Origin of the sequence: Mesorhizobium alhagi CCNWXJ12-2, from assembly GCF_000236565.1 — a bacterium.
Lineage (GTDB): Bacteria > Pseudomonadota > Alphaproteobacteria > Rhizobiales > Rhizobiaceae > Allomesorhizobium > Allomesorhizobium alhagi.
Map to the genome: position 1 here is coordinate 144575 of NZ_AHAM01000027.1, position 14588 is coordinate 159162.

Consider the following 14588-nt stretch of genomic DNA (forward strand, 5'->3'; position numbering starts at 1 on the left):
GTCGGCGTCAGGAATCCTCGCCGAAACGGGCCGCTATCAGTTCCTCGAGCGCCGCCATGACCTCATTCGCCTCCGGTCCTTTCGCGGTCACTCGGATGGAACATCCGGGGCTGGCCGCAAGCATCATCAGCCCCATGATCGAGGTGCCCCCGACCTTCACCCCATCGCGTTCGACGTCGACCGAGGCTTCAAACCCGCCGGCGACCTGGACGAATTTGGCCGAGGCGCGCGCGTGAAGGCCGCGCTGGTTGACGATCTGGAACTCCCGGCTGACGACGCCGTCCTCACTCGAAAACGGCATTCCGCTCATTTGGTGCTCAAGAGCTGACTGGCGACGTTGATGTATTTGCGGCCGGCCGTCTGCGCTTCCTCCAGCGCGCCGGCCATATTGTCGGCCTTGCGCACGCTGGTGAGCTTGATGAGCATCGGCAGGTTCATGCCGGCGATCACTTCGATGCGACCCGGTTCCATCACCGAGATCGCCAGATTGGACGGCGTGCCGCCGAACATGTCGGTCAGCACAACGACGCCGGCGCCGGTGTCGGTATGCGCTACGGCGTCGACGATGTCGCGCCGGCGCTGCTCCATATCGTCGTCAGCGCCGATGGCGACGGTTGCGAAATTCTGCTGCGGCCCGACGACATGCTCGACGGCATGGCGGAACTCCTCGGCCAGCTGACCGTGCGTTACTAGCACGAGTCCGATCATTCTGCGGCAGCTCCCGTCACGGCTCTTGTCATGAGCTCATTTTGAATGCCCGGCGCTCCATTCCATTTCCGGGATGGCGGGAGCGCTATCTTGGCGACGCGGCGAGCGTTGACAAGTCCCAAATTGCGGCTGTGCCGGCCATATTGACGCATTTTGGCCATTGGTGTGTCCGGTTTTCACGCGAATGGCGGCAGGGAAAGCCGCGCGGCGATCGCCGCCGCCGCTCCAGCCGCATTGCGTTCCGCAAGGTCAAGACAGGCGACCTCGCAGCCGGCGAGCGTAGCCGTCGCCTCCTCCGGAAACCGCTCCGTGGCGTCTGCCGGCGACAGCCTGACCAGGAGGTCGATGACGGCGGACGGCTCGGCGGCGATCAGACGCGGACCGACGCCGCGCACCTCCACCAGCCCGCCGATCGCCGGCGGCGCGCTGCAGACCAATCGCCCTCCATGACTGGAGAGAAAGACCTGATCGTCCGAAACAAGCCGGGCGAACATCTCCTCGCGCCTTGCCTGTGCGATGAGCGCCAGCGCCAGCATGGTCTTGCCGGAGCCGGAGCCGCCGGTAATCAGCACGCCGCGGTCGCCGAGGATGACCGCCGTCCCATGCATGTTCTGCGGCGTCATGGTCAGCCTTCGGCGGGAAGCGTCATGACGAAGCGTGCGCCCTTCATGTCGCCCGGCTTGACGCCCGGAATGTTTTCGGCCGTCAGCGAGCCGCCATGCGCCTCGGCGATCTGCCGGCTGATCGACAGGCCGAGGCCCGAATTCTGGCCGAAAGCCTCGCCTGACGGGCGGTCGGTATAGAAGCGCTCGAATATGCGGTCGATGCTGTCGGTTCGGATGCCCGGGCCGTTGTCGTCGATGGTGACGATGATGAACTTGCCCTCACGCGCCAGCGAGACATTGATGTGTCCGCCCTCTTCCGGCACGAAGGAACGGGCGTTCTCGATCAGATTGGTGATGACCTGGCCGAGCCGCAGATCGTGGCCGATGACATAGTAGCCCTTGACGCCCTGAGGCAGCTTGGCGACCTTGAAATCGATCGTCATCTTGCGCTTCTGCCGGCCGGCATCCTGCGACACCGAAACGAGGTCGCCGACCAGCTTCTTCATGTCGACCCGCTCGGCATCCTCGCGCGCCAGTTCCGCATCGAGCCTGGAGGCGTCGGAAATGTCGGTGATCAGCCGGTCGAGGCGGCGAACGTCATGCTGGATCACATCCATCAGCCGCTCACGCGATTCAGCGCTCTTTGCCAGCGGCAGGGTCTCCACGGCGCTGCGCAGCGAGGTCAGCGGGTTCTTCAGCTCATGGCTGACATCGGCGGCAAAGCTCTCGATCGCCTCGATGCGGGCATAGAGCGCGTTGGTCATGTCGCGCACCGCGATGGACAGATTGCCGATCTCGTCCTGGCGGTCGGAGAAGTCCGGGATTTCCTCGCGATTCTTGACGCCCCGCCGCACCCTGACGGCGGCCGCCGAAAGCCGGCGCAGCGGGTTGGCGATTGTCGAAGCGAGCAGAAGGGACAGGATCACCGTGACCAGCGCCGCCACGCCGAAGACGCGCAGGATGGCCTTGCGCTCGGCAGCAACGATCTTGTCGATGTCGCCGCCTTCGGTCGACAGCATCAGCACGCCGAGCACGCCGCGAAACCGCTGGATGGGAACCGCGACCGAGACGATCTGCTCGCCCTGCTCGCTGACCCGGACGATGGTCGACGGGCTGCCGGTCAGCGCGTTCATCACCTCCGGGAACGCCGCGCCATTGCCGCCCGGCTGTTCGCGGTAGATCGGCAGGTCGGTGTCGCGGAAGAAGTCGAAAACCGTCTTCTGCAGCCGTTCGAGGATGTCAGGCTCTTCCTCCTGCACCGGCGGCAGGTTGTAGCGCAGGATCTGGCCGCGCGAGTAAAGATGCCGCGAATCGAGGAGCAGATTGGCGTCGCGGTCGTAGATGCGCGCCCGCGTTCGGGTCGGCGAGATCAGCCGCCGGAGCACCGGCGCAACGCGCTCCGGGTTGATCGGGAAGTCGAGATTGTCGAGCTGGTCTGAGCCTGGGCCGATGCTTTCGCCCGCCTGCAATTCGAGCAGCTTTTCCGGGTCGATGCTGATCGAATCGGTCTCGACCGTCGCAGAAGCCGCGATTGCGCCGGCGATGATCTCGCCCTGGGTCATCAGGCTTTCAACGCGCGCGTCGATCAGGCCGTCGCGGAACGTGTTGAGATAGAGGATGCCTACGACGAGGACGCCGAGGCCGGCCAGGTTCAGGAAGAGGATGCGGCGCGTCAGGCTCGAAAAGACATAATGGCCGAGAAAGCGCCGCAGCGGCACGGTCACCCTGGACAGAAGCGAAGGCAGAATCCGGCGCGGCCGCTTCGCGGCGGCCGCCGGCTTCTTCAACTCCACTTCCATGGCCATTTGAAACGCTGCTTAAGCCTCGCGGAACCGATAGCCGACGCCGTAAAGCGTCTCGATCATCTCGAAATCGTCATCGACCGCCTTGAACTTCTTGCGCAGGCGCTTGATGTGGCTGTCGATGGTACGGTCGTCGACATAGACCTGCTCATCATAGGCCGAATCCATCAGCGCGTCGCGGCTCTTCACGACGCCCGGACGCTGCGCCAGCGAATGCAGGATCAGGAATTCGGTGACGGTCAGCGTCACCGGCTCGCCCTTCCAGGTGCAGGTATGGCGCTCCTGATCCATGACCAGTTGGCCGCGTTCGAGCGAGCGGGCCTGCTGGTTCGGCGTCTTGGCAGCGGCCTCGCGGGCCGATGCACGGCGCAGCACCGCCCGGACCCGCTCTACCAGCAGGCGCTGCGAAAACGGTTTGCGGATGAAATCGTCCGCGCCCATCTTCAGCCCGAAAAGCTCGTCGATCTCGTCATCCTTCGAGGTCAGGAAGATGACCGGCAGATCGGTCTTCTGGCGCATGCGGCGCAGAAGCTCCATGCCGTCCATGCGCGGCATCTTGATGTCCAGTATGGCCAGGCTCGGCGGGCGAGCAGCCAGACCTTCCAGCGCCGAGGCGCCGTCGGTGTAGGTTTCGACGCGATAGCCTTCCGATTCCAGGGCGATGGAAACCGAGGTCAGAATGTTGCGGTCGTCGTCGACCAGCGCGATTGTCGCCATTTCAAGCTGCTCCCTCATGAGCGGGTGTCCCTTCCTTGGTCGAGAAGGGGCTATTGGGGGACAAATTGGGTACAAAATGTGGCACATCAACCGGCCGATGTCACAGCCGGGCTGCCACAATCGCTCCGCCCCGAGGTGTTTCTTTACCCGTTTGGCCCAGCGATCACAACGCCTTATGCCACTGATCCGATGCGGCCTATTGGCAGATATAACCGATTTAAACAAATTTCAAAACCCTTAAATCGATTAATGATTTGAAATCGTTCGGCTTTTCTGTTTCTGACAGCCGGGTGCCCCTGGGAAGCCTTCCGAGTTGGCGCGAAGCGGCGGCGGGCGTCTGAAAGGGCTCAAATGACGGAAATCGGAAAACGCAACCTCGCATGGGGGATCGACAAGGCCGGCCTGAAAACCTCGGGCAAAGTCCATTACAATCTTGGGACGGCGGCCCTCTACGAAGAGGCGATCCGGCGCGGGGAAGCCAGTCTGACTGCGCATGGCGCGCTCGTCGCCTATACCGGCCAGCACACCGGGCGCTCGCCCAAGGACAAGTTCGTCGTCCGCAACGCCGCGACCGAAGCCGACGTCTGGTGGGACAACAACAAGCCGATGAGCGAGGCGCAGTTCGATGCGCTGCTCGCCGATTTCACGGCGCATGCGGCCGACAAGGATTTGTTCGTGCAGGATCTGGTCGGCGGCGCCGACGAGAACCAGAAGCTGCCGGCGCGCGTCGTCACCGAATATGCCTGGCATTCGCTGTTCATCCGCAACCTGCTCATTCGCCCGGCGGCGGAGGAACTGGACCGCTTCGTGCCAAGCATGACGATCATCGACCTTCCTTCCTTTCGCGCCGATCCGGCGCGGCATGGCTGCCGCACCGAAACGGTCATCGCCGTCGATCTGACCCGCATGATCGTGCTGATCAGCGGCAGCTCCTATGCGGGCGAAATGAAGAAGTCCGTTTTCACCGCGCTGAATTACCTGCTCCCTTCGCGCGGCGTCATGCCGATGCACTGCTCGGCCAATGAGGGGCCGGACGGCGCCGCCGTGTTCTTCGGCCTGTCGGGCACCGGCAAGACCACATTGTCGGCCGATCCGTCGCGCACGCTGATCGGCGACGACGAGCATGGCTGGGGGCCGGACGGCATCTTCAATTTCGAAGGCGGCTGCTATGCCAAGACGATCCGCCTCTCGGAGGAGGCCGAGCCGGAGATTTTCGCGACCACGCGCCGCTTCGGAACGGTCCTGGAAAACGTCGTGCTCGACTATGACCGCGTTCCGGATTTCGACGACGGCTCGCTTACCGAGAACACGCGCTGCGCCTATCCGCTGGACTTCATCGCCAATGCCAGCAAAAGCGGCCGCGCCGGCCATCCGAAGAACATCATCATGCTGACCGCCGACGCGTTCGGCGTGATGCCGCCGATCGCCAGGCTCACGCCGGCGCAGGCCATGTATCACTTCCTTTCCGGCTACACGGCCAAGGTCGCCGGCACCGAAAAGGGCGTCAACGAGCCGGAGGCTACCTTCTCGACCTGCTTCGGCGCGCCTTTCATGCCGCGCCATCCTTCCGAATACGGAAATCTGCTGCGACGGCTGATCGCCGAGCACGGCGTCGACTGCTGGCTGGTCAACACCGGCTGGACCGGCGGCGCCTATGGAACTGGCAAGCGCATGCCGATCAAGGCGACGCGGGCGCTGCTTGCCGCCGCGCTCGACGGTTCGCTGAAGGACGCCGAATTCCGCACGGACCCGAATTTCGGATTCGCTGTGCCGCTCGCCGTTCCCGGAGTCGATGCGGCGATGCTCGACCCGCGCTCGACCTGGGCCGACCGCCCGGCCTATGACCGCCAGGCGAAGCGACTGGTCGGCATGTTCATCGACAATTTCGGCAAGTTCGAAGCCCATGTCGACGCCGCCGTGCTGAGCGCCGCGCCGCGCATGCAGGAAGCCGCGGAATAGCGGCCCCGACAGGCCCGCTTTATTGAAAAAGGCTCGGTATTTGCCGGGCCTTTTTCTTTTGGCTAAACCCGTTTCATGGTGAGGACGGAGGAACCCATGCCCGAGCTGAAAGAAATTCCGCTGCGCTTCCGCGGATATGCCGAGCCGGACATGTCGCGACGCGCCGCGGAGTTCCGTGAGCTGATGTCAAAGCGGCGGACGGTCCGGCATTTTTCCGGTCGGCCTGTACCGCGCCGTCTGATCGAGGATTGCGTGATGACGGCGGCGACCGCGCCGTCCGGCGCCAACCAGCAGCCCTGGACCTTCGTCTGCATTTCGGACGCCGCGATGAAGACGCGTATCCGCCAGGCCGCCGAGGAAGAAGAGCGCGAATTCTATGGCAGCCGCGCCTCGCAGGAGTGGCTCGACGCGCTCGGCCCGCTCGGCACCGACGCTGAAAAGCCGTTTCTGGAAACCGCACCATGGCTGATCGTCATCTTCGGCCAGCGTTACGGCCGCGGGCCGGATGGCGGAAAGGTCAAGCACTACTACGTGCCCGAATCAGTCGGTATCGCCACCGGCCTTCTGATCGCCGGTCTGCACAATGCCGGGCTCGCCTCGCTCACCCACACGCCGTCGCCCATGGGTTTTCTCAATGCGATCTGCGGCCGACCGGACAATGAGAAGGCGATGATCCTGCTGGTCGCCGGCTACCCGGCGGAGAACGCGAAAGTGCCGGACATACGGCGCAAGGGAGCGGACGAGATCATCGCCTGGCGCGAATGACCGAGCGCGGCGGCATCTCGATAGCGCCCGATGTCTTCATCGGCGAGGACGAACTGGTCGAGAACTTCATCCGCTCGTCGGGACCGGGCGGCCAGAACGTCAACAAGGTAGCGACCGCTGTTCAATTGCGCTTCGACGCAAGGAATGCGCCGGGCCTTCCCGAGCGCGTGCGGGAACGCACGATCAGCCTGGCCGGCCAGCGCGCCACCAAGGACGGCGTCATCGTCATCGAGGCCGGCCGCTTCCGCACCCAGGAGCAGAACCGCGCCGATGCGCGCGCAAGGCTGACAGAGCTCGTCGCCAAGGCCGCCGAGCCGCCGCCCAAGCCGCGCAAGAAGACGCGGCCGACCAAGGGCTCGGTCGAAAGGAGGCTGCAGAGCAAGGCGGGGCGCTCCACCGTCAAGAAACTGCGCGGCAAGATCGACAGCGACTAAGCTTCCTCGATTTTATGCGCGAGTGATCGCGCCGATCCGGCTTCCATTTTCGGATGGCAGATGCCAGATTTGCTGCGGGGGCGGCGCGAGGAGATTTTTGGCATGGGAATATTCGATTTCATGAAGAATGTCGGCGAGAAGCTGGGCTTCGGCGATGACGACGACGAGGCGGCGAAAGCCGCGGCTGTGAAGAAGGAACTCGAATCGCACAAGCTCGGCACCGACAAGGTCGATGTCGCGGTCAAGGGCGACAAGGTCATCCTCAAGGGCGTCGTCAAGGACCAGTCGATCTTCGAGAAGGCCGTCATCGCCGTCGGCAACACGCTCGGCATTTCGAAGGTCGAGGCTGACGAGCTCAAGGTAGTGGCTCCCGATTCGGGCCTGAAGCTCGACGACAAGGTCGACATGACGGAATTGGTCAAGGCCGCCACGCCGGCCAGGCAGCCGGTCTTCTACACGGTCAAGAAGGGCGACAATCTTTCGAAGATCGCCGAACGAAGCTACGGCAAGGGCAAGGCGTCGAAATACACCGTCATCTTCGAGGCCAACAAGCCGATGCTGAAGCATCCGGACAAGATCTATCCGGGCCAGGTGCTGCGTATTCCCGACCTCGAGACGGCCTGACGTATCGCCGGCGGGCGCGCCATTCTGGTGCGTCCTTCGAGGCTCGCCCGCATTGCCGGGCGACCTCGCTTCAACGTCTCGCGGGCTCGCACCTCAGGATGAGGGAGGTTGACGTTGGCTGCAATGTGGTGGCCAAGGTCAAAATCTGGTGTTAGCCGGCCCGCTGCAGGGCCGGTGCGTGCGTTGGTTGCCAATGTCGAAGGCTGAGCGGCTTGTCGTACGGTCCTCATCCTGAGGTGCGAGCGCAGCGAGCCTCGAAGGACGGACGCACCTATATGAAGACCATGATCCAGGTGCTTCCCAACGGCGTTCGCCACATCCCCGGCCATCTCGACCACGCCGCTCAGGAAGCGCTGGTCGAGGATATCCGCGAGATCGTCCAGGCCGCGCCCCTCTATAGTCCGGTCATGCCGCGCACCGGCAAGGAAATGAGCGTGCGCATGACCAATTGCGGGCCGCTCGGCTGGGTGACCGACAAGGAACGCGGCTACCGCTACCAGCCGACGCATCCCGTGACCGGCGAGCCGTGGCCGCCGATTCCGGACGCGCTGCTGCGCCTCTGGCAGGAAGTCGCCGGCTACCCGCCCCCGCCGGAAGCCTGCCTGGTCAACTTCTACACCGATGCGGCAAAGATGGGCCTGCACCAGGACCGCGACGAACTCGACCTCGCCGCGCCAGTCCTGTCGGTTTCGCTCGGCGACGACTGCCTGTTTCGCGTCGGCCAGACCAGCCGTGACGGCCAGACAAAGTCCTTCCGGCTGCGGAGCGGCGATCTGGTCGTACTCGGCGGCGAAGGCCGGCTCGCCTTCCACGGCGTCGACCGCATCTATCCGGCGACCTCGACGCTCCTGAAGAATGGCGGCCGCATCAACCTGACGCTGAGGCGCGTGACGCGTCCCGCCTGACCCATATTCACAGTTTCCTGAGCGCCACTTCCTCGACCAGATGCTCGGCGCCCTTGCGCAGGATCAGATCGGCGCGCGGGCGGGTCGGCAGGATGTTCTCGCGCAGGTTCTTGAGGTTGATTTTGGCCCACAGACCCTCGGCAATGGCGCGGGCCGCGTCTTCCGACAATTGCGAATAGCGGTGGAAGAAGGATTGGGGATTGCGGAACGCCGTCTCCCTGAGACGCATGAAGCGGGTGATGTACCAGTTGTGGATCATCTCCTCGTCGGCGTCGATGTAGATCGAGAAGTCGAAGAAATCGGAGACGAAGGGCACGTATTTGCCGTCCTGCGGCAGGTCGCCCGCCTGTAGCACGTTGAGGCCCTCGAAGATAAGAATGTCGGGCCGGTCGATGGTGACGAACTCGCCGGCCACCACATCGTAGGTCAGATGCGAATAGACGGGCGCTCGCACGTTCGGCTGGCCGGACTTGATCGCCGACAGGAAGCGCAGGATCGCCCCGACATCGTAGCTGTCGGGAAAGCCCTTGCGCTCCATCAGGTTTTCGCGGCGCAGAACCTCGTTGGGCAGCAGGAAACCGTCGGTCGTGACGAGATCCACCTTGGGGCTCGACGGCCAGCGGGCGAGCAGTTCCTTCATGACGCGCGCCGTGGTTGACTTGCCGACCGCCACCGAGCCGCCCATGCCGATGATGAAGGGCGTCTTGACGGCGTCGTTCGAATTGAAAAAGACCTTCCGCTGACGAAACAGCAACTGGCTCGCCTCGACATGTGCCGAAAGCAGCCGCGACATAGACAGATAGATGCGCCGCACCTCGTCGAGGTCGATCGGATCGTAGAGCGAACTCAGCCTGCGGACCTCACTCTCGGTCAGCGTCAGTGGCGTGTCGGCGCGAAACTCCGCCCAGCGTTCCGCCGAAAAAAACCGATAAGGCGAATATTTCTCGGTCGGGACGAGTTGATCCATCGCTTTTCCCAAATTGCGCCGGCCTGTTCAGCTCCGGTCGCGCGACGCCTTTTCGGCCGTGCCGGAACGCGCGGTTCGACGTTCCAGTTCGGCCATCACATCCGAAGTCGAAACCCCTGCGATCGTCAGCACGACCAGCCAATGATAAAGAAGATCGGCGCTTTCCGAAATGATAGCTTTGTCGTCGCCTTTGACGGCCGCAATCACCGTCTCGACCGCCTCCTCGCCGAGCTTCTGCGCCGCTTTCTCAATGCCGTGCTCATAGAGCTTCGCCGTCCACGATTCCGGATCGCCGGAGCGGGCGCGCGTTGCGATGATCCTCTCCAGATCGGCGAGCGAAAAATCCGTCATCGAAAATCCCTGTATGACGGTCAGGCGATGGAGTCCAGCCGCACGGCCAAGCCGGCCTTCGCCATATGGGCCTTGGCCTCGGCTATGGTGAACGTTCCGAAATGGAAGATCGAGGCGGCAAGCACCGCCGTCGCATGGCCGTCGCGGATGCCCGAGACCATGTGGTCGAGCGTGCCGACGCCGCCCGAGGCGATCACCGGAGCGCGCACGGCATCTGCCACAGCGCGGGTCAGCGCTATGTCGTAGCCGGCCTTGGTGCCGTCGCGGTCCATCGAGGTGAGCAATATCTCGCCGGCGCCGAGGTCGACCACCTTTCGCGCGAACTCGACCGCGTCGATGCCGGTTTTTTCCCGGCCGCCATGCGTAAAAATCTCCCAGCGGTCGGCTTCACCCGGGCCCGAAACCTTCTTGGCGTCGATGGCGACGACGATGCACTGATTGCCGAATTTTTGCGCGGCCTCGGCGACGAAATCCGGGTTTCTCACGGCCGCGGTGTTGATCGAGACCTTGTCGGCTCCCGCGAGCAGCAGTTTTCTTATGTCGGCGACCTGGCGCACGCCGCCGCCGATGGTCAACGGCATGAAGCATTGCTCGGCGGTGCGGGCGACGACATCGAAGATCGTCTCGCGGTTTTCCGACGAGGCGGTGATGTCGAGGAAGCACAGTTCGTCGGCGCCGGCGGCGTCATAGGCCTTGGCCGCCTTGACCGGATCGCCGGCATCGACCAGGTCAACGAAGTTGACGCCCTTGACGACGCGGCCGTCCTTGACGTCGAGGCAGGGAATGACGCGGGCTTTGAGCATTATGATTTCCTCAGCGCCGCGAGAAAGTTGACCAGAAGCGTCGAGACCGCCGGCGGGACCTTGCGGGCCACGTCGACCGATGGATCGTATGCCGAGATTGTCATGCCGGAAACCGGGAAGGATTGCGCCAGGTTGCAGACAGTCTTTCGAAGCTGGACCGGATCGGGTCCGCCAGGCGTAGCGTAGCGATTCACACGCAGCGTCTCCGGATCGTGAACGTCGAGATCGAGGTGCAGATGGAGGCGGGTCGCTCCGGCCGAAATGAGTTTGCCGGCCTGACCGACCGCTTCCTCGCAAGACGCGCGAACGACCGGCAGTCTATCGAGAAGCAATTTCTCATCCGGGTCGAGATCGCGCGCATCGACCAGCAGGCAGCGTTCCGGCTCGATCGCCCGGAAGCCCGGTATCGCAGCCGTCATCGGGCGCCAGCACAGTCCCAGAATGGAAGACAGAGCCATCCCGTCCAGGAATCCAAAACCGGACGTTTCCGGCGTGTTGATATCGCCATGCTGATCGAACCAGGCGATCGAGTCCGCGGTTTCGCCGGCGACCCCGCCCGCAGCGGTCAGGCAATTGCCGGCCAGGACAATCGGGAACCGGCCATCTTCGCATGCAGCGCGAACCTGTGCGGCAACAGCAGTGCAAACGGCAAAGCCGGTTGCAATTTCTCTTCCCGGAACATCTCCGACCCTGCCAATGTCATGAACGATCAGGTCGTGGCCGCGAGACTGGAGGGCATCTACAAGTCCGGCGGAAAGCAGCGCTTCGGGGCCGAGTCCGCATCCGGACCGATAGTGACCGCTGTCATAGGGCGCCAGCACGACGGCGAGTTTCATCGGCGCCCTCCTAAGGTCGATCGCCGCGCAAGATCGCCAGGGCTTCCTGCGGGTCGATGCGCCCGTCATAGAGCGCGCGGCCCGATATCGCGCCTTCGAGCTTTTTCGCGTCGGGCATGGTCATGCGGACGATGTCGGCGATCGAAGCGAGGCCGCCCGAGGCGATCACCGGGATCGACACTGCGTCGGCAAGATCGATCGTCGCTTCCCAGTTGATGCCGGCCAGAATGCCGTCGCGATCGATGTCGGTGTAGATGACCGCCGCGACGCCCGCGCCCTCGAACTTTTTTGCCAGCTCGATTGCGCCGAGTTCGGACGCCTCGGCCCAGCCCTCGACCGCAACCTTGCCGCCCTTGGCGTCAATGCCGACCGCGACCTTGCCCGGAAATTTCTTGCAGGCTTCCTTGACCAGATCGGGATTGCGCACCGCCACGGTGCCTAAGATGACCCGCGCCAGGCCCTTGCCGAGCCAGCCTTCGATGTCGGCCAGCGTGCGGATGCCACCGCCGAGCTGAACCGGGTTTTTCGTCGCCGCAAGGATCGCCTCGACCGCCGCGCCGTTGACGCTCCCGCCGGCAAACGCCCCGTTCAGGTCGACGACGTGCAGCCATTCGAATCCCTGATCCTCGAAGGTCTTGGCCTGAGCCGCCGGGTCGGCGTTGTAGACCGTCGCCTGCTCCATGTCGCCGAGCTTCAGGCGCACGCACTGGCCGTCCTTCAGGTCGATGGCGGGGAAGAGGATCACCGCCTCAAGCCCCTTCGACGACGGCGAAATGCGCGTTCGAATAGGCCTGCCTGAGCTTCAGCGCCGCCTGGTATTCCGGCGAGTGGAAGCAGTCGAGCGCGGTCTGGTAGGAATCGAACTCGATCACGACGAGGCGCGACGCAGCCGGCCCCTCGAAAACCTGCCCCTGACCGCCGCGCACCAGAAACTTCGCGCCGTATTTGTCGAAGGCCGCTTTGTTGGCGGCGATGTATTTCGGATAGTTTTCCGGGTCGGTCACATCGACCATCGCCATCCAGTAGCCCTTCTTGCTCATGGTCTCCACCTCAGGAAATTGGCGATCAGCGCCAGGCCCAGCGCCTGGCTCTTCTCGGGATGAAACTGCGTGCCCGCCAGATTGTCTCGCGCCACCGCCGCGGTCACCGGCCCGCCATAGTCGGTCACGGCCAGCACCTGCGCCGGGTCGGTTGCGTCGAGATGATAGGAATGGACGAAATAAGCGTGCAGTCCGCTGTCGCCGGTCGCAATGCCCTCGAACAGCGGATGCGCATGTTTCACGTGAATCGTGTTCCAGCCGATCTGCGGGATCTTGAGCGCCGGGTCGGCGGGCGTGATCTCCTTCACGTCGCCGGCGATCCAGCCGAAGCCCTTGGTCACGGTCTTCTCCAGCCCGCGCTCGGACATGAGCTGCATGCCGACGCAGATGCCGAGGAACGGCCTGCCCTTCGCGATCGCCACCTCCTCGATCGCTTCGTCCATGCCTTCCACCGCCGCCAGGCCGGCGCGGCAATCGGCATAGGCGCCCACGCCCGGCAGCACGATGCGATCGGCGCTGCGGACGCGCCCTGCGTCGGCCGTCAGGTCTATCTCGGCCGCGATTCCGGCTTCCCGCGCGGCGCGCTGGAACGCCTTGGTGGCCGAGCGCAGATTGCCCGAGCCGTAATCGATGATGGCGACCCGCATGTCAGGCTTTCCCGGGATAGCTGAACAGTCCGAGCGCCGGGCCCGAGCGCCGGAACGGAACGGACTGCGGCGCAGCGGGCGGGCTCGGCTCCGGCCGACCGGTGCTTTCAAGCCGCTCGGCATCGAACAGGTAGCGCGCCTCGGCGTCGTCGAATGAATCCGCCTCGACCACGCCCCATTCGCGCCAGCCGCGGCGGCGCAGCGCCGCAATGCGGAGCGCAGCGCCCTCGATACCGACATAGACCGAAACCAGCAGCGACAGAAGCGTGCCGGCCCAGCCGAGATCCGCTACCTCGCCAACCGCCGCGAGCACCATCGCCACTGCAAACGCGACGATCGCCTCGATCCACAGCCGATGCCAGAGCAGCCATATCGGCGGCGTCAGGAACCCGAACAGATGGAAGCCGTCGCGCACCAGCACGGCGTCGGCGCGTTTCGGCGGCTCCATGACGACATAGACGGCCACAGTTAGCCTCCCAGCGTGCCCTTGGTCGACGGAACAGCATCCGGCTGGCGCGGGTCGCGCTCGAGCGCCGCCCGCAGCACCCGCGCCACCGCCTTGAAGCAGGTTTCGGCGATATGGTGATTGTTGGCGCCATGGAGATTGGCGACGTGCAGCGTCACTCCGGCATTCTGCGCCAGCGCCTGGAAGAATTCGCGCACCAGCTCGGTGTCGAACGTGCCGATCTTGGGCGAGGAGAACGAAACATCCCAGACGAGAAACGGCCGGCCCGAGACGTCGATCGCCGCCCGCGTCAGCGTCTCATCCATGGCAAGGTCGATCGAGGCGTAGCGCATGATGCCGCGCCGGTCGCCGAGCGCCTTGGCCAGCGCCTGGCCGATGGCGATGCCGCAGTCCTCCACCGTGTGATGGTCGTCAATGTGCAGGTCGCCCTTGGCCGTGACCTTCATGTCAATCAGCGAATGCCGCGACAGCTGGTCGAGCATATGGTCGAAGAAGCCGACACCCGTCGCCATTTCGGAGCGCCCCGCGCCGTCGATGTCGACGGAGATGGCGATCTCGGTTTCCCTGGTCTTGCGGCTGATCTCGGCGGAGCGGGAGGCCATGGGCGGTCCTTGCGTTTCAGAAATGTGAGCCTTCTATCAGCATGGTTTGGCGAAGGAAAGTTGCGGTGCCGCTTCAACGTTGGCGGTTTGCGCAATGCTCCTTCCTTCGTCATCCCAGCCCAAATGAGCGGAGCGAGTGCCAGCCGGGATCCATTCCGGAACACCGAAGGCAGCCGCCACGTCCAGAATCCCTTCGAAAGTGGATAGAATCCACCTCCATTCCGGCTCGTTCGTAAAAAGAACTGTTGCGGATCAAGGGTATAACAGCCGGCGGGAAGAATCTTCGCACCGGATTTGTTCACACATCCCGCACCTCCCGCATAATTGCAGCCGTCCTTCCTGCCGGGAACGCTCCGG

At 64.0% G+C, this 14588-nt stretch carries 19 protein-coding genes; 5 read left to right on the top strand and 14 right to left on the bottom strand.

All coding sequences use genetic code 11. The features are described 5' to 3' along the window. Positions 1-7: 7 nt before the first annotated feature. From MAXJ12_RS03595 to MAXJ12_RS03615, 5 genes are all read right to left on the bottom strand, one after another. The gene (locus tag MAXJ12_RS03595) at positions 8-310 is read right to left on the bottom strand and encodes an HPr family phosphocarrier protein (protein WP_008834402.1); all 303 of its coding nucleotides are present in this window, start codon (positions 308-310) and stop codon (positions 8-10) included. After that, positions 307-708, bottom strand: coding sequence for a PTS sugar transporter subunit IIA (locus MAXJ12_RS03600; RefSeq protein WP_008834403.1), 402 nt, complete (start codon positions 706-708; stop codon positions 307-309). The genes MAXJ12_RS03595 and MAXJ12_RS03600 overlap by 4 nt, the downstream gene beginning before the upstream one ends. Before the next feature lie 176 nt (positions 709-884). Beyond that, positions 885-1331, bottom strand: a complete 447-nt coding sequence (locus tag MAXJ12_RS03605; RefSeq protein WP_008834404.1) for an HPr kinase/phosphorylase — start codon at positions 1329-1331, stop codon at positions 885-887. Positions 1332-1333: 2 nt separating this feature from the next. Beyond that, complete coding sequence (locus MAXJ12_RS03610) at positions 1334-3118, bottom strand: sensor histidine kinase (protein WP_008834405.1); 1785 nt, start codon at positions 3116-3118, stop codon at positions 1334-1336. Between the two features lie 12 nt (positions 3119-3130). Further along, a complete protein-coding gene (locus MAXJ12_RS03615; protein ID WP_008834406.1) occupies positions 3131-3832 on the bottom strand; it encodes a response regulator transcription factor in 702 nt (233 codons plus the stop codon). Positions 3833-4183: 351 nt separating this feature from the next. Here MAXJ12_RS03615 and MAXJ12_RS03620 point away from each other — a divergent pair, with 351 nt between their 5' ends. From MAXJ12_RS03620 to MAXJ12_RS03640, 5 genes are all read left to right on the top strand, one after another. Then, positions 4184-5791: a phosphoenolpyruvate carboxykinase gene (locus MAXJ12_RS03620; protein ID WP_008834407.1), complete on the top strand. Its 1608-nt coding sequence runs from the start codon at positions 4184-4186 to the stop codon at positions 5789-5791. A 96-nt stretch (positions 5792-5887) separates the two neighbouring features. Continuing rightward, the gene (locus tag MAXJ12_RS03625) at positions 5888-6556 is read left to right on the top strand and encodes a nitroreductase family protein (RefSeq protein ID WP_008834408.1); all 669 of its coding nucleotides are present in this window, start codon (positions 5888-5890) and stop codon (positions 6554-6556) included. Continuing rightward, on the top strand, positions 6553-6990 hold the full coding sequence (gene arfB / locus MAXJ12_RS03630; RefSeq protein WP_008834409.1) for an alternative ribosome rescue aminoacyl-tRNA hydrolase ArfB: 438 nt from the start codon (positions 6553-6555) through the stop codon (positions 6988-6990). Before MAXJ12_RS03625 ends, arfB begins: the two co-directional genes overlap by 4 nt. 102 nt (positions 6991-7092) lie before the next feature. After that, positions 7093-7614: a peptidoglycan-binding protein LysM gene (lysM, locus tag MAXJ12_RS03635; RefSeq protein WP_008834410.1), complete on the top strand. Its 522-nt coding sequence runs from the start codon at positions 7093-7095 to the stop codon at positions 7612-7614. 287 nt (positions 7615-7901) lie between these two features. After that, the gene (locus MAXJ12_RS03640) at positions 7902-8519 is read left to right on the top strand and encodes an alpha-ketoglutarate-dependent dioxygenase AlkB family protein (RefSeq protein ID WP_040584772.1); all 618 of its coding nucleotides are present in this window, start codon (positions 7902-7904) and stop codon (positions 8517-8519) included. 7 nt (positions 8520-8526) lie between these two features. Here MAXJ12_RS03640 and coaA read toward each other — a convergent pair whose 3' ends face one another. The 9 genes from coaA to hisB are packed head-to-tail and all read right to left on the bottom strand — an operon-like array spanning position 8527 to position 14231. Then, on the bottom strand, positions 8527-9486 hold the full coding sequence (gene coaA, locus MAXJ12_RS03645; RefSeq protein ID WP_040584720.1) for a type I pantothenate kinase: 960 nt from the start codon (positions 9484-9486) through the stop codon (positions 8527-8529). A 27-nt stretch (positions 9487-9513) separates the two neighbouring features. Next, on the bottom strand, positions 9514-9837 hold the full coding sequence (locus tag MAXJ12_RS03650) for a phosphoribosyl-ATP diphosphatase (protein WP_008834413.1): 324 nt from the start codon (positions 9835-9837) through the stop codon (positions 9514-9516). 20 nt (positions 9838-9857) lie between these two features. Further along, positions 9858-10643 (bottom strand): imidazole glycerol phosphate synthase subunit HisF, encoded by a 786-nt coding sequence (hisF, locus tag MAXJ12_RS03655; RefSeq protein WP_040584774.1) that lies wholly within the window; start codon positions 10641-10643, stop codon positions 9858-9860. After that, positions 10640-11476, bottom strand: coding sequence for an arginase family protein (locus MAXJ12_RS03660; protein ID WP_008834415.1), 837 nt, complete (start codon positions 11474-11476; stop codon positions 10640-10642). The genes hisF and MAXJ12_RS03660 overlap by 4 nt, the downstream gene beginning before the upstream one ends. 10 nt (positions 11477-11486) lie before the next feature. Then, the gene (gene hisA, locus MAXJ12_RS03665) at positions 11487-12221 is read right to left on the bottom strand and encodes a 1-(5-phosphoribosyl)-5-[(5-phosphoribosylamino)methylideneamino]imidazole-4-carboxamide isomerase (RefSeq protein ID WP_008834416.1); all 735 of its coding nucleotides are present in this window, start codon (positions 12219-12221) and stop codon (positions 11487-11489) included. Positions 12222-12225: 4 nt separating this feature from the next. Next, a complete protein-coding gene (locus tag MAXJ12_RS03670) occupies positions 12226-12516 on the bottom strand; it encodes a DUF1330 domain-containing protein (RefSeq protein ID WP_008834417.1) in 291 nt (96 codons plus the stop codon). Next, the gene (gene hisH, locus MAXJ12_RS03675) at positions 12513-13163 is read right to left on the bottom strand and encodes an imidazole glycerol phosphate synthase subunit HisH (RefSeq protein ID WP_008834418.1); all 651 of its coding nucleotides are present in this window, start codon (positions 13161-13163) and stop codon (positions 12513-12515) included. Before hisH ends, MAXJ12_RS03670 begins: the two co-directional genes overlap by 4 nt. 1 nt (position 13164) lies before the next feature. After that, complete coding sequence (locus tag MAXJ12_RS03680; RefSeq protein ID WP_008834419.1) at positions 13165-13629, bottom strand: DUF2628 domain-containing protein; 465 nt, start codon at positions 13627-13629, stop codon at positions 13165-13167. A 2-nt stretch (positions 13630-13631) separates the two neighbouring features. Continuing rightward, a complete protein-coding gene (gene hisB, locus MAXJ12_RS03685) occupies positions 13632-14231 on the bottom strand; it encodes an imidazoleglycerol-phosphate dehydratase HisB (RefSeq protein ID WP_008834420.1) in 600 nt (199 codons plus the stop codon). Positions 14232-14588 lie beyond the last annotated feature (357 nt).

Coding starts and splice junctions, on each gene's coding strand:
- MAXJ12_RS03595 (WP_008834402.1), bottom strand. CDS start 310: ATGAGCGGAATGCCGTTTTCGAGTGAGGACGGCGTCGTCAGCCGGGAG.
- MAXJ12_RS03600 (WP_008834403.1), bottom strand. CDS start 708: ATGATCGGACTCGTGCTAGTAACGCACGGTCAGCTGGCCGAGGAGTTC.
- MAXJ12_RS03605 (WP_008834404.1), bottom strand. CDS start 1,331: ATGACGCCGCAGAACATGCATGGGACGGCGGTCATCCTCGGCGACCGC.
- MAXJ12_RS03610 (WP_008834405.1), bottom strand. CDS start 3,118: ATGGCCATGGAAGTGGAGTTGAAGAAGCCGGCGGCCGCCGCGAAGCGG.
- MAXJ12_RS03615 (WP_008834406.1), bottom strand. CDS start 3,832: ATGGCGACAATCGCGCTGGTCGACGACGACCGCAACATTCTGACCTCG.
- MAXJ12_RS03620 (WP_008834407.1), top strand. CDS start 4,184: ATGACGGAAATCGGAAAACGCAACCTCGCATGGGGGATCGACAAGGCC.
- MAXJ12_RS03625 (WP_008834408.1), top strand. CDS start 5,888: ATGCCCGAGCTGAAAGAAATTCCGCTGCGCTTCCGCGGATATGCCGAG.
- arfB (WP_008834409.1), top strand. CDS start 6,553: ATGACCGAGCGCGGCGGCATCTCGATAGCGCCCGATGTCTTCATCGGC.
- lysM (WP_008834410.1), top strand. CDS start 7,093: ATGGGAATATTCGATTTCATGAAGAATGTCGGCGAGAAGCTGGGCTTC.
- coaA (WP_040584720.1), bottom strand. CDS start 9,486: ATGGATCAACTCGTCCCGACCGAGAAATATTCGCCTTATCGGTTTTTT.
- MAXJ12_RS03650 (WP_008834413.1), bottom strand. CDS start 9,837: ATGACGGATTTTTCGCTCGCCGATCTGGAGAGGATCATCGCAACGCGC.
- MAXJ12_RS03660 (WP_008834415.1), bottom strand. CDS start 11,476: ATGAAACTCGCCGTCGTGCTGGCGCCCTATGACAGCGGTCACTATCGG.
- MAXJ12_RS03670 (WP_008834417.1), bottom strand. CDS start 12,516: ATGAGCAAGAAGGGCTACTGGATGGCGATGGTCGATGTGACCGACCCG.
- hisH (WP_008834418.1), bottom strand. CDS start 13,163: ATGCGGGTCGCCATCATCGATTACGGCTCGGGCAATCTGCGCTCGGCC.
- hisB (WP_008834420.1), bottom strand. CDS start 14,231: ATGGCCTCCCGCTCCGCCGAGATCAGCCGCAAGACCAGGGAAACCGAG.